The following is a 25734-nucleotide window of genomic DNA, read 5'->3' as shown; positions in this document are numbered from 1 at the left end:
CCGGCGGAGCACGCGAAGCAGGGATTACAAAAGGGTTCCGTCCACCCCGTCAAAGCCCGATTCATTACAAAGCTGTAAGGCGAGCGTGGACCTCGGCCTCTCTCAGGCCGGTAATCTGCAGGCGTTTGATGCGGCCGCGGTCGCCGTGAACGAGAGAAACGGCGCTGCGCGGCAGGCCGAGGGTGTCGGCCACCAGACGGACAAGCGCTTCATTGGCCTTCCCCTCGATCGGCCGGGCGCGGACCCGCACCTTGAGAACGGGTCGGCCGTTCGGATCCGTGCCCCAGCCCTCCACCTGGTCCTGCGCCGCCCCGGGTGTCAGCCGAACGGACAGGCGGGCCCTCATGCCAGGGTCAGGATCACCGGGCCTCGCCGGGTCGCCACCAGGGTGTGCTCATACTGGACCGTGGGTTCATGCATCGGCGGATAGAGCGTCCAGCCATCGTCGCGTTCGTCGACCCAGTCGGCACCCAGCGACAGGAAGGGTTCGATGGTGAAGACCAGACCTTCAGGGATCACACGACGATCCTCCGGCGCGTACCAGGTGGCGATCTCGGCCGGGTCATCGTGCAAGGATCGCCCGATGCCGTGACTGAAGAGATTGCGGACCAGGCTGTAGCCGTTCCGGACGGCAAAGGTCTGGATGGCGCGGCCGACGGCATTCAGTCGACCCCCCGGCTTGACGGCCCGGATGCCTGTCCACATGGCCCGGCGACCATCCCGACACAGGCGTTCGATGCGCGGCCTGACCGGCGGCACCGCGAAGCTGGCACCTGTGTCACCGAAGAAACCATCCAGCTCGGCCGAGACGTCGATGTTGACCAGATCGCCTGCCCTCACCGGTGTGTCATCCGGAATGCCGTGCGCGCAGTCGGGTCCGACCGAGATGCAGGTCGCGCCCGGAAATCCGTAGGTCAGCTCCGGCGCGGAGCGGGCCCCTTCGGCCTCCAGCAGGGCCCGGCCCAGGTCGTCCAGTTCGCGCGTCGTCATGCCCGGCTCCAGCGCCTTGCCCATGGCCGCCAGCGTCCGGGCGACCAGCCCGCCGACCGCGCGCAGCTTGACCAGTTGCTCTTCGCTCTCAATGGTCATCCCACGCTCCTGCCCTTCAACGAAAAAGGGGCGCGGGCCACTGGCACCGCGCCCCTGCTTGCAACCTTCAGCCAGGCCTATCCCAGCGCCGTCATCAGCTCCGGCACGGCAGTCTTGTAGTCGGCGACCAGTCCATAGTCCGCGACCTGAAAGATCGGGGCGTCCGGATCCTTGTTGATCGCGACGATGACCTTGGAGTCCTTCATGCCGGCCAGATGCTGGATAGCGCCCGAGATACCGATGGCGATGTAGAGCTCGGGGGCGACCACCTTGCCGGTCTGGCCGACCTGATAGTCGTTGGGCGCATAGCCGGCGTCGACCGCGGCGCGTGAGGCCCCGACCGCGGCGCCCAGCTTGTCCGCCAGCGGGTCCATGACGGCATGGAATTCCTCGGACGATCCGAGAGCGCGGCCCCCCGAGACGACGATCTTCGCCGCGCCCAGTTCGGGCCGGTCGGACTTGACCTTTTCCTCGGAGACGAAGGTGGTCTTCGGCGCGTCGCCGCCCGTCACGGATTCAACCGGGGCCGAGCCGCCCTCTTCCGCCGCATCAAAGCCGGTGGGGCGGACGGTGATGACCTTCCTGGCATCGGACGACTGGACGGTTTCCAGCGCGTTGCCCGCATAGATGGGGCGCACGAAGGTATCGGCCGACACCACTTCGATAATGTCCGAGATCGGGGCGACATCCAGTTTCGCGGCGATCCGCGGGGCGAAATTCTTGCCGTCCGTGGTGGCCGGGGCGAGGATGGCGTCATAGCTGTCGGCCAGCGGCAGGACGGTGGCCTCGACAGCCTCGGCCAGCACCTTTCCCAGACCGGCGCTCTCGGCCAGCAGCACCTTGCGCACGCCCTTGATCCTGGCGGCAGCCTCGGCGGCGGCCTTGGCACCTTCGCCGACGACCAGAATGTCGATGTCGCCGCCGATCTTCGAGGCGGCGGTCACGGTCTTGTGCGTGGTGTCACGGACGGTCGCACCGTCGTGGTCCGCAATAACGAGGACGGCCATCAGAGAACTCCCTTGGACTTGAGCTTGGCAACCAGTTCGGCGGCGTCGGCCACCTTTTCACCGGCCTCACGTTTCGCGGGCTCGGTGACCTTGACCACCTTGAGACGCGGCGCGGTATCGGTGCCGTAGTCGGCAACCGCCTTCGTCGCGATCTCCTTCTTCTTGGCCTTCATGATGTTGGGGAGGGAGGCATAGCGCGGCGTGTTGAGGCGCAGGTCGACGGTGATGACCGCCGGCAGGGCGACCTCAAGGGTCTGCAGGCCACCGTCGATCTCGCGCGTGACCTGGGCCGTGCCGTCCCTGATCTCGACCTTTGAGGCAAAGGTCGCCTGCGGCCAGTCCAGCAGGGCCGCCAGCATCTGGCCCACGGCGTTGTTGTCGCCGTCGATGGCCTGTTTGCCCATCAGTACCAGATCGGGCTTCTCCTCATCGACCACGGCCTTGAGCACCTTGGCCACGGCCAGAGGCTCGAGGTCCGTGTCGGACTGGACCAGGATGCCGCGGTCGGCGCCGATGGCCAGGGCGTTGCGGATGGTCTCCTGGGCCTGGGCGACACCGATCGAAACCGCGACGATTTCCCCGGCCGTATCGGCGGCATGATGACCCTTGCCTTCCTTGAGCCGAACGGCCTCCTCGACGGCGATTTCGTCGAAGGGGTTCATGCTCATCTTGACATTGGCGAGGTCGACCCCGCTCTGGTCGGCCTTGACCCTGGCCTTGACGTTATAGTCGATCACCCGTTTGACAGGGACGAGAACCTTCATGAGCCTATCCATTAAAGCGCCGGAATGCGTGGCGTTGGACATGGAACGGTCAAACCGGCCTGTCAATGTAACGCCGGGTCAAGCTAACTGCGGCAAAGCCACGCCGCGCCCGGCCAAAGGAGCCCCGGACCGACCATGCACCGCTTTCTGAGCTTTCGGCGACTGGGCATCGTTTTCCTGGGCGTGTTCGGCATGATCGTCGCGGGACTGCTGGTCTATCAGCAGGTCTGGGTCAGTCCGGGCGAGCGTTGCGAGGCCGCAGGCAACTGGTACGACATCACTACCCGCACCTGTGCCACGCCGATCTTCATTCCCGACATCACCGGGCGTCCCATAGGGGTCAGCCGGCTTGAGGCCTCCAGGGCGAAGAACGCCGAACTGCTCGTGCTGGAGCGTCAGGTCGCGGCCCAGAAGAAGGCAAGGCAAGACGCGGTCAACGCCGAGCGGGCCCGGCTGCGGGCCCAGCAAGGCCGGTGATCCGTAACCGCTAGCGGGTGGCCCCGGGCCGCCATTTCACATCATCGGCGCCGTGATGGTTGGCCCTGCGCCCCGCCACGAACAGATGGTCGGACAGCCGGTTCAGATAGCGCAACGCCGCGGGCGTGACGGCCACGCCGGCCTCGGCCAGACGGACGGCGCAGCGTTCGGCCCGCCGGCAGACGGTGCGGGCCAGATGCAGATGGGTCGACAGCGGCGACCCGCCGGGCAGGATGAAGCTGTCGAGCGGCTTCTGGCTCTCGTTCATCCAGTCGATTTCCTGCTCCAGACGCTCGACCTGGCTGTCGATGATGCGCAGGGCCTCCCATTCCGGGGGCGGGTCGAGCGGCGTGGCCAGATCGGCGCCCAGATCGAACAGTTCATTCTGGATGCGCGCCAGCATGGCATCGATCCGGTCGTTCTGGCCGGAATTCAGCCGGGCCAGGCCGATCACGGCATTCAACTCATCGACCGCGCCATAGGCTTCGACCCTAAGGTCCGTCTTGGACACCGGAGCACCGTTGGCGAGGCGGGTCCGCCCCTCGTCCCCGGTGCGGGTGTAGATCTTGTTCAGAAGGACCATGGCCTAGCTTCCCTGGGTGGATTTCCACCACATGGCGACGACCAGCAGCACCACGGCGACGGCCTGCAGTCCGACGCGCAGGCGCATCAGATGGTTGGACTGGGTCCGGGCGGCATCACCCGGCGTGAACAGGGCCTTCAGCCCGAACCCGAGGGTGATAGCGACCGCGGCGATGGCGATCAGGATCAGGATGTCGACGATGTTGCCCATGCGGGCAGACTAGGCCGCGTGCCCCCGCCTGACCAGAGGGTGGGGCGGGGTGCGGCATCGATCCCGATCAGTAACGATAGTGGTCGGGCTTGAACGGGCCTTCGACCGGGACCGAGATATAGTCGGATTGTTCCTTGCTGAGCCGGGTCAGTTTGGCGCCCAGCTTGTCGAGGTGCAGGGCGGCGACCTTTTCGTCCAGATGCTTGGGCAGGACGTAGACCTTGTTCTCGTACTTCGACTTGTTGGTCCACAGCTCGATCTGGGCCAGCGTCTGGTTGGTGAAGGACGCCGACATCACGAAGCTGGGGTGGCCCGTGGCGTTGCCCAGGTTCACCAGACGGCCCTTCGACAGCAGGATGATCTTCTTGCCGTCCGGGAATTCGACGTGGTCGACCTGCGGCTTGATCTCGTCCCACTTCATGTTCTTCAGGCCCGCGACCTGAATTTCGCTGTCGAAGTGGCCGATGTTGCAGACGATGGCGTTGTGCCGCATCGCGCGCATGTGGTCGACGGTGATGACGTCCTTGTTGCCCGTCGCGGTGACGAAGATGTCAGCCTTGTCGGCCACGTCGTCCAGGGTCTGGACCTCATAGCCTTCCATGGCGGCCTGCAGGGCGCAGATCGGGTCGATCTCGGTGACGATCACGCGGGCGCCGCCCTGACGCAGCGAGGCGGCCGAGCCCTTGCCGACATCGCCGTAACCGCAGACCACCGCGACCTTGCCCGACAGCATGACGTCGGTGCCCCGGCGAATGGCGTCGACCAGCGATTCCCGGCAGCCGTACAGATTGTCGAACTTGGACTTGGTGACGCTGTCGTTGACGTTGATGGCGGGGAAGGGCAGCTCGCCGCGCTCGGCCATCTGGTACAGGCGGTGGACGCCGGTGGTGGTCTCTTCCGACACGCCGCCGATGGCGTCGCGGATGGCCGAATAGAAGCCCGGCTTTTCCTTCAGATACCGCTTCATGACCGAGAAGAGGGCCTCCTCTTCCTCGTTCTGCGGGTCGTTCAGGACAGAGATATCCTTCTCGGCCTTGGGCCCCAGCACGCACAGCAGGGTGGCGTCGCCGCCGTCGTCGAGGATCAGGTTGGGGTAGCCGCCATCAGCCCATTCGAAGATCTTGTGCGCGTAGTCCCAGTATTCTTCCAGCGTCTCGCCCTTGGTGGCGAACACCGGCGTGCCGTTGGCGGCGATGGCCGCGGCGGCGTGATCCTGGGTCGAATAGATGTTGCACGAGGCCCAGCGGACCTCGGCGCCCAGCGCTTCCAGCGTCTGGATCAGCACGGCGGTCTGGATGGTCATGTGCAGGCTGCCGGCGATGCGGGCCCCCTTCAGCGGCTGCGCCTTGCCGAACTCCTCGCGCAGCGCCATCAGGCCGGGCATTTCAGTTTCGGCGATGGCGATTTCCTTGTTCCCGTACGGGGCAAGCGAGATGTCGCGGACGATGAAGTCGGTCATGGGGGAGCGCTCTTTCGCGGCAGGGGCCATCAAGGCCGGTCACGGGTATGGCCGCCGCTATAGACCGCAAGGGTCGTCGGGGCAACAAACATATAAGGATATCCTTATATCCCGCCCTCATATCCCGCCCCTCGCCTCCAGGCGCATCCTGTGCCAGCCTCCTCTCGGACACCGCTTTGGGAGGAGCGATCCGTCATGGACAGGGCCGGGCTGTCACGTCGCCGGGTGCTGGCGGGGCCTGCGGGTCTCGTCCTCTCCGGACATGCCCTGGCCCAGGACCCCGTGCCTGCCGCTCCGGATCACTCCGGGCGGGGCGTGGTGGATGTGGAAATCGACGGTCGGCCGGGTCTGCGCTTCGCCCTGGATACGGCGGCCAGCGCCTCGGTTCTCGCGTCCGACCTTGTGGCCCGCCTGGGCCTGACCCTGGGCGGCGAGATCGACATGCATACGGTGATCGGGGTCGAGCGGGTACCCTGGGTCAGGGCCGGGCAGATCCGCAGCGGGGCCCTGCACCGGCGCGATACGCGGCTGGCCATCGGGGACCGGCGCGGTCTTCTGGGGCTGGACGGCCTGTTGGGACTCGACCTGCTGGCCGGTCACCGGCTGGAGTTCCGCTTTCGCGGGCGGCACAGGGCCTCGATCGGACGCCCGCGCATTGAGGAACGGGGCTTCCTCGCGGCCGAGAGGCCCCGGGTGCGCTTCGCTCCCCCCGTTGTGCGCGAACCGGATGGCGTGGCGGAACGGCTCATGGTCGTCGATGCCTGGGTAAGGGGCATCCGTGTTCCGGCCGTCATCGACACCGGGGCCGAGGTCAGCCTGATCAACGCCTTGCTGGCCGAAGCCGTCGGGGCCCGGGACCTGATGCTGCGCGGGACCGATACCGCGCAGGCCGTCCAGTCCCCGACAGGCCGCGCAGCTGTCGCCCGTCCCATGATGGTCAATGCCGTACGGCTCGGCGACATGATGCTGGACCGGTTGGGGGTGCTGATGGGCGACTTCCACATCTTTCGTCACCTCGGACTGGGTGAGCAACCGGCCATGCTGCTGGGGGTCGATGTGCTGGGCGTCTTCAACCGGGTGGTGATCGACCTGAGGCGGGGCGAACTGCTGATGGAGATCTGAGGACAGGGCTTGCCCCCGGGCGACGGTCATCGCATCAAGCGCCCATGACCCGTGATCTCGCGACCCCCCGCCATGACTGGACCCTTGAAGAGATCGAGGCCCTGTTCGCACAGCCGTTCATGGAACTGGTGTTCAGCGCCGCCGAAGTGCACCGCCAGACCTTTGACCCCTCCGAGGTGCAGCTCAGCCGCCTCCTGTCGATCAAGACCGGGGGATGCGCCGAGAACTGTGGCTACTGCTCCCAGTCGGCCAGCTTCGATACAGGGCTCAAGGCCGAAAAGCTGATGGACACCCAGGCCGTGCTGGCCGAGGCCATGGCGGCAAAGGCAGGCGGCGCCGACCGGTTCTGCATGGGAGCCGCCTGGCGCGAGTTGAAGGATCGCGACACGCCGAAACTGGCGGCCATGATTTCGGGTGTTAAGGCCCTGGGCCTCGAGACCTGCGCGACGCTCGGCATGCTGACCGCCGAACAGGCCCGCCAGCTCAAGGCGGCCGGGCTCGACTATTACAACCACAACCTGGACACCGGGCCCGACTATTACGCCGATGTCGTCACCACCCGGACGTATCAGGACCGGCTGGATACGCTGAAGCACGTCCGCGATGCGGGCCTCAGCACCTGCTGCGGCGGCATCGTCGGCATGGGCGAAAGCCGCCGGGACCGCGCCGGCCTGCTGCACGCCCTGGCCACCCTGCCGGTCCATCCCGACAGCCTGCCGGTCAATGCCCTGGTGCCGGTGGCGGGCACGCCGCTGGGCGATCAGGTCAAGCGGGAGGGAGAGATCGATCCCATCGAATTCGTCCGCACCGTCGCCGTCGCCCGCATCGTCTGCCCCCGGTCGATGGTGCGCCTGTCGGCAGGCCGCGAGGCCATGAGCCCCGAGATGCAGGCCCTGTGCTTCCTCGCCGGGGCCAACTCCATCTTCGTCGGCGACCGCCTGCTGACCACGGCCAACCCCGATGCCGACGCCGACAGCCGCCTGTTCGCCAAACTGGACCTCAGGCCCATGGTCACGGACCGTCCGCAGGTGATCGACAGCGCGGCGTAACCGACCCTTAAGCCCGGTGTGCCAGGACTGCCCCGGAAGCAGTTTCACGAGGGGCTCATGACCGGTGGCGGCGGCGGCGGGGGATCGCGCCCGACCTATATTGCGATCGGCACCTCGACGGCGAATTTCAGCGGCACGGGGGGACGACGCGGCGTTCTGACGGTTGAAACCGGGCTGGATGTGGCCGATGCGGCCCTGCATACCCGGGCAAGCCAGTCCGCGCCCCGTCTGAGAGCGGCCTATAATCAGGTGATCGCCCGCGTGGCCGCCGGCCTGCGCGGTGATGCCCCGCCCGACGTCGAACGGCTGGCGCGCGAACTGCAGGCGGCCACCGATCAGGCCCTTGGTCGGTCCGGGGCCCGGCTGCTGCTCGGCACCGTCATGGCCTTCTGACGACTTTCAGTCCCGCGTCGGGTCGCCCTGCGCCTGATCTCCGTAGGTCAGGGCCAGGAAGACGTCTTCCAGATCCGGGTCCTCGGTAGAGATGTCGGCAATCGTGACGCCTGCCGCGCGCACCGCAGCCAGCACCTGCTCCACCGAGGACCGGCCCTTGCGATAGGTAACGGCAAAGCCGCCGCCCGGTCGGGACGCGACCTCGAACCCGTCCAGCACCGGCGGGGTGGTCAGCGGAGTCTCGGGCACGACCACCACATTGCGGGTATCCAGCCGCCGCAGCAGCTGGGGCGTCGGCTCGCAGGCTACCACCTGACCCCGGTTGACGATGGCGATGGTGTCGCAGAGCTCCTGCGCCTCTTCCAGATAGTGGGTGGTCAGAAGGATGGTGACCCCCTCGGCGTTCAGGCGGCGCACATACTCCCACAGCTGGCGGCGCAGCTCGACGTCCACGCCGGCCGTCGGCTCGTCGAGGATCAGGACCGGCGGGGCGTGGACCAGCGCCTTGGCCACCATCAGCCGCCGCTTCATGCCCCCCGACAGGGCGCGGACATAGGCATTGGCCTTGTCCGACAGGCCCAATGCGGCCAGCAGCGCGTCGGAGCGGCGTTCATCCGCCGGCACGCCGTAGAAGCCGGCCTGGACCTCCAGCGACTCGCGCGGCGTGAAAAAGACGTCCGCGACGATCTCCTGCGGCACCACGCCCAGGGCGGCCCGGGCATCGCGCGGCTCGGTGTCGATGTCGCGGCCCCAGATCGACACCTCGCCCGAGGTCTTCTTCACCACGCCCGCCAGAATATTGATCAGGGTCGACTTGCCCGCTCCGTTCGGGCCCAGCAGGCCGAACATGGCGCCCCGGGGGATGTCCAGATCGATACCCTTCAGCGCCTCCTTGGGCGGGGCCTTCTTCGAGCCCGCATAGGTCTTGGTCAGGCCACGGATGCGAATGGCGGAGTCGGGCAGCGGGGAGACAGCGGTCATGGGAGTCCGGAATGAGGGATCAGGCGTTTGACGCCGGTGGGCGCGCCGCATAGGTATGCCTCGCCCGCCTCCGCGCCAAGCTCAGGGTTCAGAAATGCCGCCCCGTCATCCCGTTCCTGCCCCCGGTTCCGCCGAATTGGTCCCCGAGGAGATCGCCGTCACCCGGCACCGTGTCGCCTGCGACGGCGGCGGCGGGGCTCTGGGTCATCCGCTGGTCTATATGGAAATCGGCGACGGTGGCTTCGTCGACTGCGGCTATTGCGACCGCCGCTTCGTGCTGGTGGCTGACCGGCTGCAGGACAACGAATACCGCGACCCGGCGCCCCGCCACGACGCTCACTGAGCCGGGAGCGTCCACCTCTTACGCAAATTGATTCTGCGGCCAGGCCCTGAGCGGCTAGACCACCGCCTTCCTGTTCCCTCTCCCCGAACCGGCCAGACGTCATGCGTTATCTGCACACCATGGTCCGGGTTTCCGACCTGGACGCCTCACTCCGCTTCTACTGTGACCATCTCGGCCTGACCGAGGTGCGGCGAATGGACCATGAAACGGGCCGGTTCACCCTGGTCTTCCTCGCGGCGCCCCGGGACGAAGCTCGCTCGGCGGCGGAGCGCTCGCCCGAGCTTGAACTGACGTACAACTGGGATCCGGAGACCTATAGCGGCGGGCGCAATTTCGGACACCTCGCCTATAAGGTCGATGACATCCACGCGACCTGTCAGCGGCTGATGGACGCGGGGATCACCATCAACCGCCCGCCCCGTGACGGGCGGATGGCCTTTGTCCGCTCGCCGGACGGCATCTCCATCGAACTTCTGCAGGAGGGCGAGGCCCTGACCCCGTGCGAACCCTGGATCTCCATGCCGAACGAGGGCAGCTGGTGAGGGGCGCGATTTGCACCGGTCTGCTGGCGCTGACCCTGGCGGCCTGTGCCTCGACGACCGAGACCAATCCCGGGCGTACCGCGACGGAGCAGCTGCTGGTGGCCCGCGCCACCGATGCCGCCGTGGACGGGCTGCGCCTGCCGGTGCCGCCGGGGACCCGCATCTTCGTTGATGACACCTATTTCCGGGCCGAGAGCGCGCCCTATGCCGTCAGTGCCATTCGCGGCGCGGTGCTGCAGGGGGGCTATCCCCTGGCCCGCACCCGGGACGAGGCGGATGCCATCTTCGAGATTCGCGCCGGGGCCCTGTCGTTGGAGCAGATGCGGCGGGTGTTCGGCATCCCCGCCGTGCGCGTGCCCATCAACGATACCTTCAATGTGGTGTCCCTGCCCGAGCTGTCGGTCTACAGCCGACGGGACCGGGTGGGCGTGGCCGAGTTCTCGGGCTTTATCTACGACGCCAAGACCGGCCAGGCGCTGGGGGCCATCGTGCCCATGACCGGCCAGTTCCGCATCCGCAGCCACCAGATGCTGATGATCTTCGCCTGGGGCCAGCAGCGGCTGGATCCGGGTGATCGGGAACCGGGCGACAGCTGGTTCCAGTTCTGACGGCGGATACGGTGCTTCGCGGCTGACGGACGCCCCGGACCTCTCTATGGTCGTGTCATGAGCCCGTCCGACACCCCAGACCCGAGCGGTCCGCTGCGCCTTTGGCTGATCGATGCCTCGGCCTACATTTTTCGCGCCTACCACGCCCTGCCGCCCCTGACGCGCAAGTCGGACGGCCTGCCCGTCGGGGCCGTCCAGGGGTATTGCAACATGCTGTGGAAGCTGTTGCGCGAGATGAAGGGCGACGGCGGTCCGACCCACCTGGCCGCCATTTTCGACCATTCGGAAAGGACGTTTCGCAACGACCTCTATCCCGCTTACAAGGCCCACCGCCCCCCGGCACCCGAGGATCTGGTGCCCCAGTTCGCCCTGGTGAGAGAGGCGACGGCGGCGTTCGGTGTGCACTGTGTCGAACTGCCCGGTTATGAGGCCGACGACCTGATCGCCACCTATGCCTGCAAGGCCCGCGATGCCGGGGGCGAGGCCGTCATCGTCTCGTCCGACAAGGACCTCATGCAGCTGGTCGGCGGCGGCGTCGTCATGTGGGACCCGATGAAGGACCGGGTGCTGGCCGAGGACGCGGTCATGGAAAAGTTCGGTGTCACGCCGGACAAGGTGATCGAGGTCCAGGCGCTGATCGGCGACAGCTCCGACAATGTTCCGGGTGCCCCGGGTATCGGCCCCAAGACCGCGGCCCAGCTGCTGGCCGAATTCGGCGACCTCGATACCCTGCTGGCCCGCGCGGGCGAAATCAAACAGCCCAAGCGGCGCGAGACCTTGCTCACCCACGCCGACCAGATCCGGTTGAGCCGACAGCTCGTGACCCTCAGCTGCGACGCGCCGGCGCCCGAGCCGATCGCCGACTTTGCCGTCCGGGATCCGCATTCGGAAACCCTGTCAGCCTTTCTGGAGAAGATGGAGTTCCGCTCGCTGGCCCGCCGGGTGGGTGACGGCAAGGCCACGCCGCTTGAGCCCGCGCCCAATGGACGCCCCAAGGCCCTGAACGCCCCGGTCGCCGCGCCCCGCCATGCGCCCAAGCCGGCCACCGAGCTGGCGACGCCCGAGGCTTTCGATACATCGACCTATGTCTGCGTAAGGACGATTGCCGACCTTCAGAACTGGATCGCCCGGGCGACCGACGTGGGCGTCGTGGCCTTCGACACCGAGACCGATGCCCTGTCCTCCAGCCATGCGGGCCTGTGTGGCCTGTCCCTGGCGGTGGAGCCGGGCGAGGCCTGCTATGTGCCCCTGACCCATGAAGCCGAGCCGAAAGCGCAGTCGGGCGGGCTGGACTTCGACGGCGAGGCCCCGCCCGAAGCCATCGACCAGATTCCTCTGGATCAGGCGCTGGCCCTGCTGAAGCCGCTGCTTGAGAACCCGGCGGTCCTCAAGGTCGGCCAGAACATCAAATACGATCTGGCGGTCATGGCCCGTCACGGCATCGCGGTCGGTCCGATCGACGACACCATGCTGATCTCCTATGTGCTGGAGGGCGGCGTCCACGGCCACGGCATGGACGAACTGTCGCGCCTGCACCTGGGGCATGAGCCCATCCCGTTCAAATCCGTATGCGGGACCGGCAAGTCGCAGAAGAGCTTCCGCCACGTGCCGCTCGAGGCCGCGACCTGCTATGCGGCCGAGGATGCCGATGTCACCCTGCGCCTGTGGCGGCTGCTGAAGCCGCGACTGGCCGAAGAACGGCTGGTCACCGTCTATGAGACGCTGGAACGCGGCATGCCCGCTGTGCTGGCGCAGATGGAACTGGCCGGCATCCGCGTGGATCCCGACCGGCTGAGGCGGCTGTCGTCCGAGTTCGGACTGAAGATGGCCGAGCTGGAAACCCGCGCCCATGCGGTGGCGGGCAGGCCCTTCAACATCGCCAGCCCGCGCCAGATCGGCGAAATCCTGTTCGGCGAGATGGACCTGCCGGGCGGCAAGAAGACCGCCTCCGGACAATGGGGTACCGATGCCGCCATGCTGGAGACCCTGGCCGAAACCCATGAGCTGCCGCGCGTGATCCTGGACTGGCGTCAGCTGGCCAAGCTGAAAGGCACCTATACCGACGCCCTGACCGAGGCGGCCGATCCGGCCACCCACCGCGTGCATACGGCCTATCAGCTGGCCGCAGCCTCGACCGGACGGCTGGCCAGCTCCGACCCGAACCTGCAGAACATTCCGATCCGCACCGAGACGGGCCGCCAGATTCGCCAGGCCTTCATCGCCTCGCCCGGCCATGTGCTGATCAGCGCCGACTACAGCCAGATCGAGCTGCGCATCCTGGCCCACATCGGCGACATCCCGGAGCTGAAGGCCGCCTTCAAGGCCGGTCTCGATATCCACGCGGCAACCGCGTCCGAGATGTTCGGCGTGCCGATCGAGGGCATGTCGTCCGAGACCCGGCGACGCGCCAAGGCCATCAATTTCGGCATCATCTACGGCATCTCGGCCTTTGGTCTGGCGGCCCAGCTCGGGATCGATAACGGCGAGGCCGGGGCCTATATCAAGACCTATTTCGAGCGCTTTCCCGGCATCCGCACCTATATGGACCGCATCCGGGGAGAGGTGAAACAGGCGGGCTTCGTCACCACCCTGTTCGGGCGCAGGGTTCACATCCCGGCGATCCATTCCAAATCCGGTGCCGAGCGTCAGTTCGGCGAGCGGGCAGCGATCAACGCCCCGATCCAGGGCACGGCCGCCGACATCATCCGGCGCGCCATGATAAGAATGCCCGGGGCATTAAGAGACAGTGGGCTGCATACTCGCATGCTGCTGCAGGTCCATGACGAACTGGTGTTCGAAGCGCCCGAGGCCGAGGCGGAGCGCGCCATTGCCGTCATCCGCCGCATCATGGAGAGTGCCGCCGAGCCCGCCGTCTCCCTGAGTGTGCCTCTGGTGGTCGATGCCCGGGCGGCCCCGAACTGGGATGACGCCCACTAAAGCATGATCGTTTGAGACAGAACCACTTCGTGCTTCAGTAGAGGTCGCGCGCCAGCCAGGCGATGTAGCCGCCATAGGCCACCAGCAGGGCCAGACCCTCAAGGCGCACGATCCGCATGCCGGTGCGCACAAACAGGACGACCAGGGCGGTGGCGGCCACCATCACCCAGATGTCCAGCCGGATGATCTCGGGCGGCACGCGGACCGGAGCGACCAGGGCCGTGATCCCGAGGATGCCCAGCACATTATAGATGTTGGAGCCGATGATATTGCCGAGCGCCACGTCGGAATGCCGCCGGAACGCCGCGACGGCGGACGTCACCAACTCCGGCAGCGAGGTCCCGACCGCGACAACCGTCAGGCCGATGACCGTATCCGACACGCCCACGTCCCGCGCGACGATGACGGCGTTGTCGACCAGCAACCGCGCGCCCCCAATCGTCAGGGCAATACCAACGAGGGCGAGGCCCAGACCGGACCAGATGCCGCCGCGGACGACAGGGACATCCTCGGTCAGGTGCTCGAACTTGCGGGCTTCGCGGTCGGGGCTCCGGCGCTCGCCCATCCAGGCCCAGACCAGATAGGCCGCAAGCCCCGCCAGCATGACGAGGCCCCAGACATAGGTCACGGTTCCGGCCAGTACGGCGGCGACGCAAACCACCGTCGAGGCGACCAGCATCCAGCCATCCCGGCGAAAGGCACCCCGGTCCACGATGATCGGCGAGATCAGGGCGGCCAGCCCGAGAATGAGCAGGATATTGGCCGTATTCGATCCCACTACATTGCCCAGGGCGATGCCCGGTGATCCCGCCAGCACGGCCGTGAGACTGGTCACCAGTTCCGGGGCCGAAGTGCCCATGCCGACCAGGGTCAGACCGATCAGCAGCGGCGAGACGCCGAGGCTCCGCGCAACCGTCGTCGCCCCTCGCACCAGCGTCTCGCCCCCGGCGATCAGCAGCACAAGGCCGACCGCCAGCAGGCCATAGGTCATGGTCATTAGTGAAGCCTCCCGCTAGAACCGCCCTCTCACAAACCGGCGGGCCAGACAACGGCGCTCGCAAAGGATGGATGCGACATCTTGGCGACCACCGACATCGATGTGCTGATCGTCGGAGCGGGGGCGGCCGGGATGATGGCCGCCATCGAGGCCGGGCGTCGGGGACGTCGGGTCCGCATCGTCGATCACGCCCGGGCCCCGGGCGAGAAGATCCGCATTTCCGGCGGCGGGCGCTGCAATTTCACGAACCTCGGATGCGGTCCCCATGCCTTCCTTGGCGAGAACCCTCGCTTTGCCACCTCCGCCTTGAAGCGCTTCACCCAACAGGACTTCATCAGGCGGGTCGATCAGGCCGGGATCGCCTGGCATGAGAAGACGCTCGGCCAGCTGTTCTGCGACGACAGTGCCCGGCAGATCATCCGTATGCTGACGGATCAGATGCGCGAAGCCGGGGTCATCCTTTCGCTGGGCGTGTCGGTGGATGGGGTAACGCGCGCCGGGCCAGGGTTTGAGGTCGCGTTGTCCGACGGCGGCCAGCTGCGCTGCGCCTCCCTGATCCTCGCCACCGGCGGCAAGTCGATCCCGAAAATGGGCGCGACCGGCTGGGCCTATGAGACGGCGCGGGCCCTCGGCCTGCGGGTCACCGACACCCGCCCGGCGCTGGTGCCCCTGACCTTCGAGCCTGGCTTCCTCGAAACCTGGAGCGATCTGTCCGGCGTGGCCGTGGAGGCAGATGTCAGCCATCAGGCACCGGGAGACGCACGACGCACAGGGCGTCCGCGGGGGACCACCCGCTTCCGGGAGGGGCTGCTGTTCACCCACCGGGGGCTGAGTGGTCCGTCCATCCTCCAGATCAGTTCCTACTGGCGCGAGGGCGAGGCCATAACCGTGGACCTGATGCCCGGCACAGCCGCGCTGGACTGGCTGAAGGGGCTGAGGCCCACGGACGGGCGACGAAACGTCACCACTGTCCTGTCCCGCGCCCTGCCCCAGCGGGTCGCCGAGCGCGTGGTCCGGAACACCGGCCTGACGGGCAAACTGGCCGATCTGTCCGACAGGACCCTCGGGCAATTGGCCGATCAGTTGAACCGATGGGCGATCACTCCGGTCGGCAGCGAGGGCTATCGCACGGCCGAGGTCACCCTGGGCGGAGTCGATACCGCGGAACTGGACCAGTCCACGATGGCGGCACGGCGGGTGCCGGGCCTTTATGTGATTGGCGAAGCGGTCGACATCACCGGCTGGCTGGGCGGCTATAATTTCCAGTGGGCCTGGAGCTCAGGCTGGGCCGCCGGACAGGTCGCTTAAGCGTGCGCGGCACGATAACGGCGTTCTGACGCAACTGTGACCACCTGTCGCCTTGTTCAGGGGGCGGCCTTGCGTACAGTTGTGCTGCGGGACGGGCCCCTCTGGCACGCCCCGGGGCCCCCCTCGTCCTCCGCCCCGGAGCGTGTGATGTCGGACCGCTTCGGGTGCGCCCGGTGTCGGTCCGGGCCCAATTCGGACAAAAGCCGGCGCCGGGCGCATTCACCTTTATCGGACCGCAGGACCTGACCCGGTCGTGCGGCCTTGCGCGTGGAGTGACGATGCCCCTTCTGATGTGCCCCAATGACAATGCCGCCATGCAGACGCTGGAACGGTCCGGCGTGCAGTTCGACATGTGCCCGAGTTGCCGCGGAGTATGGCTGGACCGCGGGGAGCTGGAGAAGCTGATGGCCGCCGCCGTGGATGAAGGCCGCTCTGCCGCGTCTGCCGCTCCGTCACAGCACCCGCCCCAGGCGTGGTCCGCCCCGCCCCGCCCGGAGCCTTACCGGGACGAGCGCTACCGCGACGACCGCCGCTTTGACGACCGCGGACACGCTCGCAAAAAGAAGCGCGACAGCATTTTCGATATCTTCGATTTCGACTGACCGGGCTTCAGGCCGCCAGACCGACCGTGCGCATCAGCTCGCGAATCGGTTCCAGCGCGGCGGGGGTTGATCCCAGCTCGGCCCTCACCTTGGGGTGACGCAGCAGCTTCAGCGCCTCGGCCCGGGCGCGCTCCGTCACCGGCCCCCGGGGTCCGGTTTCCCCCGCAGCCAGCCGCAGCAGAACCTGCAGCTTGTGCGGTACCGGCACCGGTGCGCGCACCATCTGGTCGATCAGCCGGGCAGAGGTTTCAACGGCCGAGCCGACCTTGCCCAGGGCCTCGCAGATCTGGGCTTCATCCGACGCGGCCAGTTCGACCTTTCCGGCCGCCCGCTGCAGGCCCGCCAGCGTCGCCAGAACCTGTCCGGGCGGGAGTTCGGAGCGGCGCATTTCCGTCTCGAATCTGAGCGAGCTGAGGCAGGCATGAAGCCAGCGCGCGGCGGACCGCTTGTTGGCGGCGCCCGTGACGTTCTCGCACAGCCGCATGAGGTGTTCGGCCTCGCACATGACCGTCCGGCAGGGCTTGACGAAGGCGGCGACGAAATCAGCCGTGATCAGGCTCTTGGAGCGCTCGGTGAAGGCATCCTGTACCTCTTCCAGGGTCAGCAGCCGGCCGGCTGTCGCCGTCAGGGTCATGGCCAGGGCCCTGAGAATGTCGATCTCGCCTTCGGGATCGGCCGGTCGCAACCGGCGCGGGGATCGCAGCTCGCGCAAAACCATACGGGCCAGAACTGCGGACAGCAGCGGATACTCCCCGCCCTGCAGCCGTTCCCCCAGCCGCCGGGCTGGCCCCTCGATCGTCGGCACAAGCAGCCGAAGCCTGTGGTCCTGGGCGATGAGGGCCTCGATCTCGGCCGGAGCGACCATGCGCACCACGGCCGCCAGGCTGGCGCCCTGATCCAGCGAGGGGCCGAGGATGTCGGCCAGACTGGTCCTCTGGGCCATCATTTCGCACAGGATCTGCTCGATGGCGACCATGACCAGGGCCCGCGGCGGGCCGTCCATCGGTGCCGCCTCCGCCAGATCCATCAGCCGGTCCAGCCGGGCCCTGGGGGTCTTCAGCCCCTTCAGCTGACCGGAAACCACGCCCCCCATGATGAAGGCCCGGTCGGACGTCCCCGCCAGTCGATGGGCCAGATCCGCCAGCGATCGACCCTCCAGCGTCGGAAACTTCTGGGCCCGTCCCGCCGCGACCAGCCGTTCGATCGCCCCATCGGCCAGCTTCTGATAGTGGCGGATCAACTCATGCACGGGCTGCCCGACGGCCTGGCTTTCCGGCACGGCGACCTTTTGCACGGCGTGCTGCAATTCGACGCCCGAGGCCTCCAGAACCTCGGCCAGATCGGGCCGGTGCAGAAGCTCAAAGGCCGTGACGCCGCGGCGGGTCAGCCAGTCCTCCAGCACCCGGCCGATCAGGTCGCGGGCATGCGGCGCATAAAAGTCCTGGATGCCGCTGCATCGCGGCCCGGTTTCGTCATCCGGAATGACCCGCTTCTGCCGAACCTCGGGCGCGCCCCGGGTCAGCACCGTCAGGCTGGAGAACTCCATTGTTTCCGCATCGAGGGTTTCCTTGGTGACCCGGACCGCCGCCGCGCGGTTGTCGTTGAGGATATCCTCGGCCGTCTCGATGGCGTGGCCACGGTTCTCCGTCGCCATCAGCAGGGTCCATGGCGCGGGGGCGGTCTTTCGGATGAAGACTTCGTAGTGGACGGGGCCGGCCATGATACACCTGAGGAACGCTACAAGCCCCGATCATGCCCCACGAGGGCTTAAGGCCGGGTTTCGCCCTGCGGCCCCCTCGGAAACGATCAGCCTCTAGCCGCCCGGCCCGGCGCGCCCTAATGTCACCCCGATTGAATCCGAACGGTTACGCTTCAGACGCGTTAGTCCGTGTCGACGGCGCGATGCGTCGAAGCCTCTGAGGAGTAAACCTTGGCCAACATCACCCTGGTCGACGACGACGAGAACATTGTCGCCTCCGTGTCGCTGGCGCTGGAAAGCCATGGGCACAAGATCACGGCCTACCACGACGGGGCCTCGGGTCTTGAGGCCCTTCTGGCGTCACCGCCGGATCTGGTCATCCTGGATGTGAAGATGCCGCGCATGGACGGCATGGAGGTGCTGCGCAAGCTGCGGCAGACCTCGCAGATTCCGGTCATCATGCTGACCTCCAAGGACGAGGAAATCGACGAGATTCTCGGCTTCAACCTCGGGGCTGACGACTACATCCACAAGCCGTTCAGCCAGCGCCTGCTGCTGGAGCGCGTCAAGGCGCTGTTGCGGCGCGTCGGCATCGGCACCGGCGACGGCGAGGCCCAGGGCGGGGAGGCGGCCCGTGCCATCCGCCGGGGCAAGTTGACCATGGATCCGGCCCGTCACGAGAGCACCTGGGACGGCAAGCCGGTCAAGCTGACGGTCACCGAATTCCTGCTGCTGCAGGCGCTTGCCCAGCGCCCGGGCTTTGTGAAAAGCCGAGACAACCTGATGGACGCCGCCTACGACGATCAGGTCTATGTCGACGACCGCACGATCGACAGCCACGTGAAACGCATGCGCAAGAAGTTCCGGGTCGTCGATCCGGAATTCGATGCCATCGAGACCCTGTACGGCGTTGGCTACAGATACCGCGAAAGCTGAACCGGAAGACACCCGCCAGACCCGGCCGCGTCGGCGCTTCCGACCGGTGGGATCGCGTCTCGGCGCGCTGATTCTGGCGCTGAACCTGCTCAGCCTGCTGATCCTGTTCGTCGGGGCCCTGGCCCTGAATGAGTGGCGGAGAGGCCTGATCGAGGCACGTCAGGAGTCGCTGATGGCCCAGGCCGAGCTGATGTCCAATGTTCTGGGCGAACTGGGCATCACCACGGGCGTGCCCGCCCCGGCCCTCGACGAATATGCGACCGCCCGATGGCTCCGCGACAATTTCGTGCCGGTCGGTCAGCGGGCGCGGGTGTTTGATCGCGACGGCCTGCCGGTGGCGGACAGCTATATGGTGACCGAGGCCATTCCCGGCGACCCGCTCCGGCCCGCCCTGCCCGCGGGCACGGCCGCACCCGAGCCCGACCTCAGGGCCGAGATCGAGGAAGACCGCCGTCTGGAGCAGGCCCGGCTGGAGTTGGCGACCGAAATCGAGACCGCCCTCACCGAGGGCCCCCAGGCGACCGTCCGCCGCGACGAGAGCGGCAAGCGTGTCATCTCCGTCTCCCTGCCGATCCGGCATGTGCGTCAGGAACTGGGCGTTCTGACGCTCGAGACCGCCGACGTCGATGCAATCCTGGCCGCCCAGCGCGCCGCCCTGATGCCGTTTGCCATCGTGGCCCTGGTGGTATCGCTGTTCTCGTCTCTGTTGCTGCATCTGTTCGTGGCGCGACCGGTCATGCGCCTGTCGGCCGCCGCCGACAGCGTGCGCCTTCAGCAGACCCGGGCCATCTCCATGCCCGATCTCGAGGAACGCCGCGACGAGATCGGCGATCTGGCCCGGTCGCTTGAGACCATGACCCGTGCCCTGTCCGACAGGATGGAGGCGATCGAACGGTTCGCGGCCGATGTCTCGCACGAGATCAAGAACCCGCTGACCTCCATCCGTTCGGCGCTGGAAACCCTGCCGCTGGTCAAGGCAGAGGCGCAGCGGGAAAAGCTGACCGCCCTGTTGCAGCAGGACGTTCGCAGACTCGATCGCCTGATCACCGACATCTCAAACGCTTCACGGCTGGATGCGGAACTGGCCCGGGACCGGCCCCGCACGCTGGATCTGGCCGCGCTGCTGACCGATATTGTCGAGGTTTATCAGACCTCGCCCAAACGGGGGGATGTGCCACTGCATCTGTCGATCAACACCCCGGGGCCGACCCGGATCGTGGGTCGCGACGGTCCGCTGGGACAGGTGATCCGCAATCTGATCGACAATGCCCGCTCGTTCAGCCCGCCGGACGGATCGGTGCGGCTCATCCTGGACCGCGCGCCCGACGGGTCGCAGGATATCCGTATCCGGGTCGAGGATGACGGACCCGGCATCCCGGCCGAGAATCTGGAAACCGTCTTCGAACGTTTCTACACCTCGCGACCCAAGGGCACCCAGTTCGGCACCAACTCCGGGCTGGGCCTGTCGATTGTCCGCCAGATCATTGAGGCTCACGGGGGCCGGGTCTGGGCCGAGAACATCATGGATCCGGACGATCCGGAGCGCATAGGCGGGGCCCGGTTTGTCATCACCCTGACGCCCTTCCGGCCATGACCGGCCCGACGCAGGTTCAGGCCACGGTCGTCGCCAGGCGTCAGGGCGAGGGCTGGGTCGGCGTCGCCCTGACCGGGCCGTCAGGCGTCGGGAAAACCGCTCTGGCGCTCAATCTGCTGGCGCAGGGCTGGCAATTGGTGGCCGATGACGCGGCGCTGATCTGGACCAGCGGTGGCCGGCTGTGGGCCCGGCCGCCCCGGTCGATCGCCGGGCGGGTGGAGGCCCGCGGACTGGGGCTGGTCTCCGTACCGTACCGGGACGTCTGCCGGCTTGCCCTGTCTGTGCGGCTGGGGCGGGACGAGCCCGAGCGCATGCCGGACCCGACGTTCGAGCCCTGGCTGGGCGTGCCGCTCAGGACCATCGCGGTCCAGGGCCGCGCCGCGGCGGCGCCGCGCATCGTGGCCCTGGCCCTGGCCGAGGCCCTGCGACGCCCCGTGTCACCTTGACGCTTTAATCCGGCGCCGGTTTGGCCTATCAAGCGCGGCTCACGGTCCGGGTCACGACCCCGGCCAGCGACTGACGCCGGGGATGGGTCCTGTCTTGGTGAAGCCTTCATGATCGGACTGGTGATCGTAACCCACGGCGGCCTGGCCTCGGAATTCCTCGCGGCCATGGAACACGTCGTCGGCCCCCAGCGCGGGGTGGCCGCCATCTGCATCGGCCCGGACGACGACATGGAGCGGCGCCGCCGCGATATCGTTGATGCCGCAGGGGCGGTGAACGACGGCGACGGCGTCATCCTGCTGACCGACATGTTCGGGGGCACGCCTTCCAACCTTGCCATTTCGGTCATGGAGGAAACCCGTGCCGAGGTGATCGCCGGGTTGAACCTGCCGATGCTGATCAAGCTGGCCAGCGTCCGTGCGCGCGAGCCGATGGAGGCCTGCGTCGCCCATGCGCAGGACGCGGGCCGCAAATATATCTCGGTCGCGTCGTGGGTCCTGTCGGGGGAAAAATGAGCGACGGTGATACACCCGCGACGGCCTCGACGGTCGTCGACATCTGCAACTCGCGCGGGCTGCATGCGCGCGCCTCGGCCAAGTTCGTCAAGCTGGCGTCCGAGTTCGAGTCGGACATCCGCGTGACCCGCGACGGTGTCACCGTCAACGCCCTGTCGATCATGGGCCTGCTGACGCTGGGCGCCGGCAATGGCTGTGGTGTCACGATCGAAGCCGAGGGTCCGGACGCCGAAGCCGCGGTCGCCGCCCTCCGGGATCTGGTGGCCCGACGCTTTGACGAGGACCAATAGGCCGGCAACATCCCTGACCCGCCAGCTGGGCCTGCCCGGTGCGGTGGGCCTCGGCCTCGGCTCCATCCTGGGAACCGGCGTCTTCGTCAGCCTGGCGCTGGTGGCCGAGATCAGCGGCGCCCTGGTCCTGCCCGCCATCCTGCTGGCGGCGCTGCTGGCCCTGTTCAACGCCCTCGCCAGCGCGGAACTGGCCGCCGCTCACCCGGTCAGCGGGGGTGCCTATGAATACGGTCACGTCTGGCTGACCCCGTCGCTGGGCTTCGTCGCCGGATGGGTCTTCCTGCTGGCCAAGTCCGCTTCGGCGGCCACGGCGGCGCTCGGCGTCTCGGCCTATGTACGCCACCTGACCGAAGGAGAGGCCGACGGCCTGGCCGTGCCCCTGGCCGTCCTGACCAGCGTCGGTGTCACCGCCCTCGTGATTTCGGGTCTGCGGCGATCCAGCGCCGTCAACATGGCCATTGTGTCCGTGACGGGGCTTGCCCTGATCGCGCTGATCGCGGCCAGCATGGTGCGCACAGACCCGCCCGTGATCGGCATCACCGGCGCGGGGCTCGATCCCGACTGGAGCCTTCTCGCCTCCGCCACGGCCCTGATGTTTGTCGCCTACACCGGCTATGGACGGATCGCCACGCTCGCTGAGGAGGTACGGGACCCCGTGCGGGTCATCCCCCTCGCCATCCTGCTGACGCTGGTGATCTCGGCGGCCCTCTACCTCGGCGTCGGCTGGGCGGTGGTCCGGGCGGCGGGGGCGGGCGTGGTGCTTGATGCCGCCGGTGGGGCCCCGCTCGAGGCCGTGGCCCGGGCGCTTCAGCGTCCCGGCCTCGCTACGCTGGTCGCCATGGGAGCCGTGACGGCCATGCTGGGGGTGCTGCTCAATCTGGTCCTCGGCCTGTCCCGGATCGTGCTGGCCATGGGGCGCAGGGGTGACCTCCCCCCCCGCTTCGCCCATGTCGATGCGCGCGGCGTGCCGACCGCCGCTGTGCTGCTGGTCGGCGCGGGCATCACCGGCCTTGTCCTGATCGGCGACATCCGTCTGGCCTGGAGCTTCAGCGCCTTCACCGTGCTGATCTACTACGCCATCAACAATCTGGCCGCCCTGCGCCTGTCGCGGGCGCAGAGGCTTTACCCGCGTCTCGTGCCCGCGCTCGGCCTGGCGGGGTGCGTCCTTCTGGCGTTTCAGGTGCCATGGCCGGTCTGGACCACGGGCCTCGCCCTGATCGTCGGCGCCCTTGTCCTTCGCGCCGCGCTCAGCCGCCCACGATCTGGCCGTCTTCCTTGACGAAGCGCGACGGCGGCTGGTCCATCAGGTCCAGCACCCGCTCCGACGGGCGGCACAGGGCGGCCCCCTTCGGCGTCACCACGATGGGGCGATTGACCAGCACCGGGTCCTCGACCATGGCCGCCAGCAGGGCCGCGTCGCTGACATCATCGGCGGTCAGGCCGCGCTCCTCGGCCGTGGTGCCGCGCTCGCGCAGCAGGCCTTTCAGACCTTCGCCGGTCCGGGCCGCCAGATCGGTCAGCTGATCCGCCGTCCAGCCGGTCTTCAGATATTCGACCACCTCCGGCTCGACGCCCGAGGCCCGGACCATTTCCAGCACATTACGGGAGGTGCCGCACTTCGGGTTGTGATAGATGGTGACGGTCATGCGGGCCCTTCTGTCAGGGTCTTTCCGGGCGGACGCCTGGTGGAGCCGAGGGGAGTCGAACCCCTGACCTCGTCATTGCGAACGACGCGCTCTACCAACTGAGCTACGGCCCCGATGCATGCTCGGGCACAGGCGAGCGCGGGACATAGGCGGGCGGGGCTTGTGGTGTCAATGGCGTCGTGCGTCAGCTGGCCCTTGGACGCCGGGAGCGGCTCAGGCTAGAAGCGGTCAACGACACCCCGCCATTTCCGAAAAGGATCGACATGGGCCCCGCCATCGCCGGCTTTATCTGTTTTCTGGTCGACTCGATCTTCCTGCTGTTGTGGCTGGCGATCATCGTCTCGGCGGTCATGAGCTGGCTGTTCGCCTTCGATGTGATCAACTATCGCAACCGCTTCGTGGCCCAGCTGGCCCACTTTCTGGACAGCATCACCGCCCCGATCCTGGCGCCTCTGCGCAGCGTGATCCCGTCACTGGGCGGGATCGACATCACCCCGATCATCGCGCTCCTGATCATTTCGGGCATACGCTCCTACATCCTGCCGGCCAGCTGCCGGGCCCTGTATCAACTGCTGGGCGGATTCTGATGCAGCAGGGCCACGCGCAGGTGCTTTCACCCTCCGGCCCGAGCGCCTAAGGTGGATGTTCCCCGGCGCCCCGGCGCCCTTGAATTTCGAAGGTCATGACCACGATCAGGACGGTCGCCATCATCGGCGCGGGACAGATGGGATCGGGTATCGCCCAGGCGGTGGCCACCGGCGGCTATGCGGTTCGCCTGTATGACGCCGACCCCTCGCGGCTGCCGCTGGCCCGGGCCACCATCGCCAACAGCCTCGCCCGCCGCGTCGAGCGCGAGAGCCTGGGCGCGGACGAGGCCCAGGCCATCCTGGGTCGGATCACCGATGCTGCCGATCTGGCCGCCGTCGGCGCGACCGATCTTGTGATTGAGGCCGCCGTCGAGGATGAGGCCGTCAAGACCGACATCCTGAAATCGCTGACGCCTCACCTTGGGCCCGACACCCTGGTCGCGTCCAACACCTCCTCCATCTCGATCACCCGCCTGGCTTCGGCCACCGACCGGCCCGACCGCTTCATCGGCCTGCATTTCATGAAGCCGGCCCCGGCCATGCGGCTGGTCGAGATCGTCCGGGGCATCGCCACCTCGACCGCCACCTACGACGCCGCGGTCGCCTTTGCCCAGAGCCTCGGCAAGACCACCACCAATGCCGAGGACTTCCCCGCCTTCATCGTCAACCGCATTCTGGTGCCGATGGTGAATGAGGCCATCTTCACCCTCTATGAGGGGGTCGGCGACGTCGCCTCGATCGACAAGGCGCTGAAGCTGGGGGCCAACCACCCGATGGGCCCGCTGGAACTGGCGGACTTCATGGGGCTGGATGTCGTTCTGGCGATCATGAATGTTCTCTACGACGGTCTGGCCGACAGCAAATACCGCCCCTGTCCCCTGCTGGTGAAATATGTCGAGGCCGGCTGGCTGGGTCGCAAGACCGGGCGGGGCTTCTATGACTATTCCGGCGACGTTCCGGTGCCGACGCGATGAAGACCCGTTTCGAAACCCTCGAGGATCTGCCGGGCCAGCGTCGGGTGACCTGGCGATCCGGCGGCTGGGTGGCGCTTGCGGCCCTGCTGGGCATCGCCTGGCCGCCCCTGATCATCACCTTCCTCGTCTGGCCGCCCGAGAACTGGCTGGCCGGGCTCAGCACCGACTGGCGCGTGCTGGTACTGGCGGTGGGGGTGCTCGCGGTGCCCCTGTGCCTGTGGCTGCTCAACCAGGAACGTCAGCGCACGGGCCGGCCGGGCACGCGCCTGGGCATCGTCTGGCGGTTCATGTTCTATGGCGGTCTTCTGGCGGCCGCCCTGCAGGGATTCAACGCCCTTGTCCTTTCGGGTATCGGGGCCGCGGGCGCGGCCGATGTCGGCCAGGCGCTGGGTTATGCCGAGACCGCCCTGCTGATCTTTGGCGTGGGCGGGGTCCCGCTGGCGATCCTGGTGGGCATTAGCTACGCCCTCTGGGCGGGCCTGTGCGCGGCCTTTCTCGCCTTCATGCCCCGTCCGGCACCGGTTCGCGACCGGCTGGGTCTGAGCGGTCGCGACAGCTTCGCGCCCGACTGACCGACG

General features: G+C 67.5%; 30 protein-coding genes and 1 tRNA gene. 19 read left to right on the top strand and 12 right to left on the bottom strand.

Annotated elements, in window-relative coordinates:
• Window positions 1–64 precede the first annotated feature (64 nt).
• The 4 genes from IBJ06_RS07730 to IBJ06_RS07715 all read right to left on the bottom strand — a co-directional run bounded on the left by IBJ06_RS07730 (window position 65) and on the right by IBJ06_RS07715 (window position 2860).
• Window positions 65–346, bottom strand: coding sequence for a DUF167 domain-containing protein (locus IBJ06_RS07730; protein WP_292158908.1), 282 nt, complete (start codon window positions 344–346; stop codon window positions 65–67).
• Window positions 343–1089 (bottom strand): type I methionyl aminopeptidase, encoded by a 747-nt coding sequence (gene map, locus IBJ06_RS07725; RefSeq protein WP_292158906.1) that lies wholly within the window; start codon window positions 1087–1089, stop codon window positions 343–345. Before map ends, IBJ06_RS07730 begins: the two co-directional genes overlap by 4 nt.
• A gap of 77 nt (window positions 1090–1166) precedes the next feature.
• A complete protein-coding gene (locus tag IBJ06_RS07720) occupies window positions 1167–2096 on the bottom strand; it encodes an electron transfer flavoprotein subunit alpha/FixB family protein (protein WP_292158904.1) in 930 nt (309 codons plus the stop codon).
• Window positions 2096–2860, bottom strand: coding sequence for an electron transfer flavoprotein subunit beta/FixA family protein (locus IBJ06_RS07715; RefSeq protein WP_292158903.1), 765 nt, complete (start codon window positions 2858–2860; stop codon window positions 2096–2098). The genes IBJ06_RS07720 and IBJ06_RS07715 overlap by 1 nt, the downstream gene beginning before the upstream one ends.
• A gap of 135 nt (window positions 2861–2995) precedes the next feature.
• Here IBJ06_RS07715 and IBJ06_RS07710 point away from each other — a divergent pair, with 135 nt between their 5' ends.
• Window positions 2996–3337: a hypothetical protein gene (locus IBJ06_RS07710; protein WP_292158902.1), complete on the top strand. Its 342-nt coding sequence runs from the start codon at window positions 2996–2998 to the stop codon at window positions 3335–3337.
• A gap of 10 nt (window positions 3338–3347) precedes the next feature.
• Here IBJ06_RS07710 and IBJ06_RS07705 read toward each other — a convergent pair whose 3' ends face one another.
• From IBJ06_RS07705 to ahcY, 3 genes are all read right to left on the bottom strand, one after another.
• On the bottom strand, window positions 3348–3920 hold the full coding sequence (locus tag IBJ06_RS07705; RefSeq protein WP_292158900.1) for a cob(I)yrinic acid a,c-diamide adenosyltransferase: 573 nt from the start codon (window positions 3918–3920) through the stop codon (window positions 3348–3350).
• Between the two features lie 3 nt (window positions 3921–3923).
• Complete coding sequence (locus tag IBJ06_RS07700; RefSeq protein WP_292158898.1) at window positions 3924–4130, bottom strand: twin transmembrane helix small protein; 207 nt, start codon at window positions 4128–4130, stop codon at window positions 3924–3926.
• 67 nt (window positions 4131–4197) lie between these two features.
• Window positions 4198–5589 carry an adenosylhomocysteinase gene (ahcY, locus tag IBJ06_RS07695; RefSeq protein ID WP_292158896.1) on the bottom strand — a complete coding sequence of 464 codons (1392 nt, stop codon included), beginning with the start codon at window positions 5587–5589 and terminating at the stop codon, window positions 4198–4200.
• Window positions 5590–5784: 195 nt separating this feature from the next.
• On the opposite strand from ahcY, the gene IBJ06_RS07690 reads away from it, so the two are divergent.
• From IBJ06_RS07690 to IBJ06_RS07680, 3 genes are read left to right on the top strand one after another with little or no spacing between them, the layout of a single operon-like run.
• The gene (locus IBJ06_RS07690) at window positions 5785–6711 is read left to right on the top strand and encodes a pepsin/retropepsin-like aspartic protease family protein (protein WP_292158895.1); all 927 of its coding nucleotides are present in this window, start codon (window positions 5785–5787) and stop codon (window positions 6709–6711) included.
• Between the two features lie 44 nt (window positions 6712–6755).
• On the top strand, window positions 6756–7760 hold the full coding sequence (gene bioB, locus IBJ06_RS07685) for a biotin synthase BioB (protein ID WP_292158893.1): 1005 nt from the start codon (window positions 6756–6758) through the stop codon (window positions 7758–7760).
• Window positions 7761–7817: 57 nt separating this feature from the next.
• Window positions 7818–8153, top strand: coding sequence for a Tat pathway signal protein (locus tag IBJ06_RS07680; RefSeq protein WP_292158891.1), 336 nt, complete (start codon window positions 7818–7820; stop codon window positions 8151–8153).
• A gap of 6 nt (window positions 8154–8159) precedes the next feature.
• On the opposite strand, the gene IBJ06_RS07675 is transcribed toward IBJ06_RS07680, so the two are convergent.
• Window positions 8160–9134 carry an ABC transporter ATP-binding protein gene (locus IBJ06_RS07675; protein WP_292158889.1) on the bottom strand — a complete coding sequence of 325 codons (975 nt, stop codon included), beginning with the start codon at window positions 9132–9134 and terminating at the stop codon, window positions 8160–8162.
• A 94-nt stretch (window positions 9135–9228) separates the two neighbouring features.
• Between IBJ06_RS07675 and IBJ06_RS07670 the strand changes: the two genes are divergently transcribed.
• The 4 genes from IBJ06_RS07670 (at window position 9229) to polA (ending at window position 13564) form a co-directional block, all read left to right on the top strand.
• Window positions 9229–9477: a zinc-finger domain-containing protein gene (locus IBJ06_RS07670; RefSeq protein WP_292158887.1), complete on the top strand. Its 249-nt coding sequence runs from the start codon at window positions 9229–9231 to the stop codon at window positions 9475–9477.
• A 101-nt stretch (window positions 9478–9578) separates the two neighbouring features.
• On the top strand, window positions 9579–10019 hold the full coding sequence (locus tag IBJ06_RS07665) for a lactoylglutathione lyase (protein WP_292158885.1): 441 nt from the start codon (window positions 9579–9581) through the stop codon (window positions 10017–10019).
• Entirely contained in the window at window positions 10016–10627 is a 612-nt protein-coding gene (locus IBJ06_RS07660; RefSeq protein ID WP_292158883.1) for a DUF6655 family protein, read from the top strand. Before IBJ06_RS07665 ends, IBJ06_RS07660 begins: the two co-directional genes overlap by 4 nt.
• Before the next feature lie 57 nt (window positions 10628–10684).
• Window positions 10685–13564 (top strand): DNA polymerase I, encoded by a 2880-nt coding sequence (gene polA / locus IBJ06_RS07655; protein ID WP_292158881.1) that lies wholly within the window; start codon window positions 10685–10687, stop codon window positions 13562–13564.
• A 34-nt stretch (window positions 13565–13598) separates the two neighbouring features.
• Here polA and IBJ06_RS07650 read toward each other — a convergent pair whose 3' ends face one another.
• Window positions 13599–14561 (bottom strand): calcium/sodium antiporter, encoded by a 963-nt coding sequence (locus tag IBJ06_RS07650; RefSeq protein ID WP_292158879.1) that lies wholly within the window; start codon window positions 14559–14561, stop codon window positions 13599–13601.
• Window positions 14562–14642: 81 nt separating this feature from the next.
• On the opposite strand from IBJ06_RS07650, the gene IBJ06_RS07645 reads away from it, so the two are divergent.
• A complete protein-coding gene (locus tag IBJ06_RS07645; RefSeq protein ID WP_292158877.1) occupies window positions 14643–15869 on the top strand; it encodes an NAD(P)/FAD-dependent oxidoreductase in 1227 nt (408 codons plus the stop codon).
• A gap of 278 nt (window positions 15870–16147) precedes the next feature.
• Window positions 16148–16471 (top strand): zf-TFIIB domain-containing protein, encoded by a 324-nt coding sequence (locus tag IBJ06_RS07640; RefSeq protein WP_292158875.1) that lies wholly within the window; start codon window positions 16148–16150, stop codon window positions 16469–16471.
• Window positions 16472–16478: 7 nt separating this feature from the next.
• Here the strand turns inward: IBJ06_RS07640 and IBJ06_RS07635 are convergent, their stop codons facing one another.
• Window positions 16479–18191: a hypothetical protein gene (locus IBJ06_RS07635; protein ID WP_292158873.1), complete on the bottom strand. Its 1713-nt coding sequence runs from the start codon at window positions 18189–18191 to the stop codon at window positions 16479–16481.
• Window positions 18192–18401: 210 nt separating this feature from the next.
• Here IBJ06_RS07635 and IBJ06_RS07630 point away from each other — a divergent pair, with 210 nt between their 5' ends.
• The 6 genes from IBJ06_RS07630 (at window position 18402) to IBJ06_RS07605 (ending at window position 23228) form a co-directional block, all read left to right on the top strand.
• A complete protein-coding gene (locus IBJ06_RS07630) occupies window positions 18402–19106 on the top strand; it encodes a response regulator transcription factor (protein ID WP_292158871.1) in 705 nt (234 codons plus the stop codon).
• Window positions 19081–20700, top strand: a complete 1620-nt coding sequence (locus IBJ06_RS07625; protein ID WP_292158869.1) for an ATP-binding protein — start codon at window positions 19081–19083, stop codon at window positions 20698–20700. Before IBJ06_RS07630 ends, IBJ06_RS07625 begins: the two co-directional genes overlap by 26 nt.
• The gene (locus tag IBJ06_RS07620; RefSeq protein ID WP_292158867.1) at window positions 20697–21146 is read left to right on the top strand and encodes a serine kinase; all 450 of its coding nucleotides are present in this window, start codon (window positions 20697–20699) and stop codon (window positions 21144–21146) included. Before IBJ06_RS07625 ends, IBJ06_RS07620 begins: the two co-directional genes overlap by 4 nt.
• A 108-nt stretch (window positions 21147–21254) precedes the next feature.
• Window positions 21255–21659 carry a PTS sugar transporter subunit IIA gene (locus IBJ06_RS07615; protein WP_123285989.1) on the top strand — a complete coding sequence of 135 codons (405 nt, stop codon included), beginning with the start codon at window positions 21255–21257 and terminating at the stop codon, window positions 21657–21659.
• Window positions 21656–21949 carry an HPr family phosphocarrier protein gene (locus IBJ06_RS07610; protein WP_292158864.1) on the top strand — a complete coding sequence of 98 codons (294 nt, stop codon included), beginning with the start codon at window positions 21656–21658 and terminating at the stop codon, window positions 21947–21949. Before IBJ06_RS07615 ends, IBJ06_RS07610 begins: the two co-directional genes overlap by 4 nt.
• Window positions 21933–23228, top strand: a complete 1296-nt coding sequence (locus tag IBJ06_RS07605) for an APC family permease (RefSeq protein WP_292158862.1) — start codon at window positions 21933–21935, stop codon at window positions 23226–23228. Before IBJ06_RS07610 ends, IBJ06_RS07605 begins: the two co-directional genes overlap by 17 nt.
• On the opposite strand, the gene arsC is transcribed toward IBJ06_RS07605, so the two are convergent.
• Window positions 23197–23595: an arsenate reductase (glutaredoxin) gene (arsC, locus tag IBJ06_RS07600; RefSeq protein ID WP_292158861.1), complete on the bottom strand. Its 399-nt coding sequence runs from the start codon at window positions 23593–23595 to the stop codon at window positions 23197–23199. The two genes, IBJ06_RS07605 and arsC, sit on opposite strands and share 32 nt — an antisense overlap.
• A gap of 37 nt (window positions 23596–23632) precedes the next feature.
• A tRNA-Ala gene (locus IBJ06_RS07595) sits at window positions 23633–23708 on the bottom strand.
• 150 nt (window positions 23709–23858) lie between these two features.
• Here IBJ06_RS07595 and IBJ06_RS07590 point away from each other — a divergent pair.
• The 3 genes from IBJ06_RS07590 (at window position 23859) to IBJ06_RS07580 (ending at window position 25728) form a co-directional block, all read left to right on the top strand.
• Window positions 23859–24182, top strand: coding sequence for a YggT family protein (locus IBJ06_RS07590; protein ID WP_292158860.1), 324 nt, complete (start codon window positions 23859–23861; stop codon window positions 24180–24182).
• 95 nt (window positions 24183–24277) lie between these two features.
• On the top strand, window positions 24278–25156 hold the full coding sequence (locus IBJ06_RS07585; protein WP_292158856.1) for a 3-hydroxybutyryl-CoA dehydrogenase: 879 nt from the start codon (window positions 24278–24280) through the stop codon (window positions 25154–25156).
• A complete protein-coding gene (locus IBJ06_RS07580; protein ID WP_292158854.1) occupies window positions 25153–25728 on the top strand; it encodes a phthalate transporter in 576 nt (191 codons plus the stop codon). The genes IBJ06_RS07585 and IBJ06_RS07580 overlap by 4 nt, the downstream gene beginning before the upstream one ends.
• The last annotated feature ends 6 nt before the right edge of the window (window positions 25729–25734 follow it).

The organism is Brevundimonas sp., from assembly GCF_016742135.1.
GTDB lineage: Bacteria > Pseudomonadota > Alphaproteobacteria > Caulobacterales > Caulobacteraceae > Brevundimonas.
This window is presented reverse-complemented; position numbering and strand designations above follow the sequence as displayed.

Coding starts and splice junctions, on each gene's coding strand:
- IBJ06_RS07615 (WP_123285989.1), top strand. CDS start 21,255: ATGATCGGACTGGTGATCGTAACCCACGGCGGCCTGGCCTCGGAATTC.
- IBJ06_RS07715 (WP_292158903.1), bottom strand. CDS start 2,860: ATGAAGGTTCTCGTCCCTGTCAAACGGGTGATCGACTATAACGTCAAG.
- IBJ06_RS07720 (WP_292158904.1), bottom strand. CDS start 2,096: ATGGCCGTCCTCGTTATTGCGGACCACGACGGTGCGACCGTCCGTGAC.
- arsC (WP_292158861.1), bottom strand. CDS start 23,595: ATGACCGTCACCATCTATCACAACCCGAAGTGCGGCACCTCCCGTAAT.
- ahcY (WP_292158896.1), bottom strand. CDS start 5,589: ATGACCGACTTCATCGTCCGCGACATCTCGCTTGCCCCGTACGGGAAC.
- IBJ06_RS07690 (WP_292158895.1), top strand. CDS start 5,785: ATGGACAGGGCCGGGCTGTCACGTCGCCGGGTGCTGGCGGGGCCTGCG.
- IBJ06_RS07585 (WP_292158856.1), top strand. CDS start 24,278: ATGACCACGATCAGGACGGTCGCCATCATCGGCGCGGGACAGATGGGA.
- IBJ06_RS07590 (WP_292158860.1), top strand. CDS start 23,859: ATGGGCCCCGCCATCGCCGGCTTTATCTGTTTTCTGGTCGACTCGATC.
- IBJ06_RS07650 (WP_292158879.1), bottom strand. CDS start 14,561: ATGACCATGACCTATGGCCTGCTGGCGGTCGGCCTTGTGCTGCTGATC.
- IBJ06_RS07610 (WP_292158864.1), top strand. CDS start 21,656: ATGAGCGACGGTGATACACCCGCGACGGCCTCGACGGTCGTCGACATC.
- IBJ06_RS07730 (WP_292158908.1), bottom strand. CDS start 346: ATGAGGGCCCGCCTGTCCGTTCGGCTGACACCCGGGGCGGCGCAGGAC.
- IBJ06_RS07700 (WP_292158898.1), bottom strand. CDS start 4,130: ATGGGCAACATCGTCGACATCCTGATCCTGATCGCCATCGCCGCGGTC.
- IBJ06_RS07710 (WP_292158902.1), top strand. CDS start 2,996: ATGCACCGCTTTCTGAGCTTTCGGCGACTGGGCATCGTTTTCCTGGGC.
- IBJ06_RS07640 (WP_292158875.1), top strand. CDS start 16,148: ATGCCCCTTCTGATGTGCCCCAATGACAATGCCGCCATGCAGACGCTG.
- IBJ06_RS07670 (WP_292158887.1), top strand. CDS start 9,229: ATGCCGCCCCGTCATCCCGTTCCTGCCCCCGGTTCCGCCGAATTGGTC.
- IBJ06_RS07665 (WP_292158885.1), top strand. CDS start 9,579: ATGCGTTATCTGCACACCATGGTCCGGGTTTCCGACCTGGACGCCTCA.
- IBJ06_RS07680 (WP_292158891.1), top strand. CDS start 7,818: ATGACCGGTGGCGGCGGCGGCGGGGGATCGCGCCCGACCTATATTGCG.
- IBJ06_RS07635 (WP_292158873.1), bottom strand. CDS start 18,191: ATGGCCGGCCCCGTCCACTACGAAGTCTTCATCCGAAAGACCGCCCCC.
- bioB (WP_292158893.1), top strand. CDS start 6,756: ATGACCCGTGATCTCGCGACCCCCCGCCATGACTGGACCCTTGAAGAG.
- IBJ06_RS07620 (WP_292158867.1), top strand. CDS start 20,697: ATGACCGGCCCGACGCAGGTTCAGGCCACGGTCGTCGCCAGGCGTCAG.
- IBJ06_RS07705 (WP_292158900.1), bottom strand. CDS start 3,920: ATGGTCCTTCTGAACAAGATCTACACCCGCACCGGGGACGAGGGGCGG.
- polA (WP_292158881.1), top strand. CDS start 10,685: ATGAGCCCGTCCGACACCCCAGACCCGAGCGGTCCGCTGCGCCTTTGG.
- IBJ06_RS07675 (WP_292158889.1), bottom strand. CDS start 9,134: ATGACCGCTGTCTCCCCGCTGCCCGACTCCGCCATTCGCATCCGTGGC.
- IBJ06_RS07580 (WP_292158854.1), top strand. CDS start 25,153: ATGAAGACCCGTTTCGAAACCCTCGAGGATCTGCCGGGCCAGCGTCGG.
- map (WP_292158906.1), bottom strand. CDS start 1,089: ATGACCATTGAGAGCGAAGAGCAACTGGTCAAGCTGCGCGCGGTCGGC.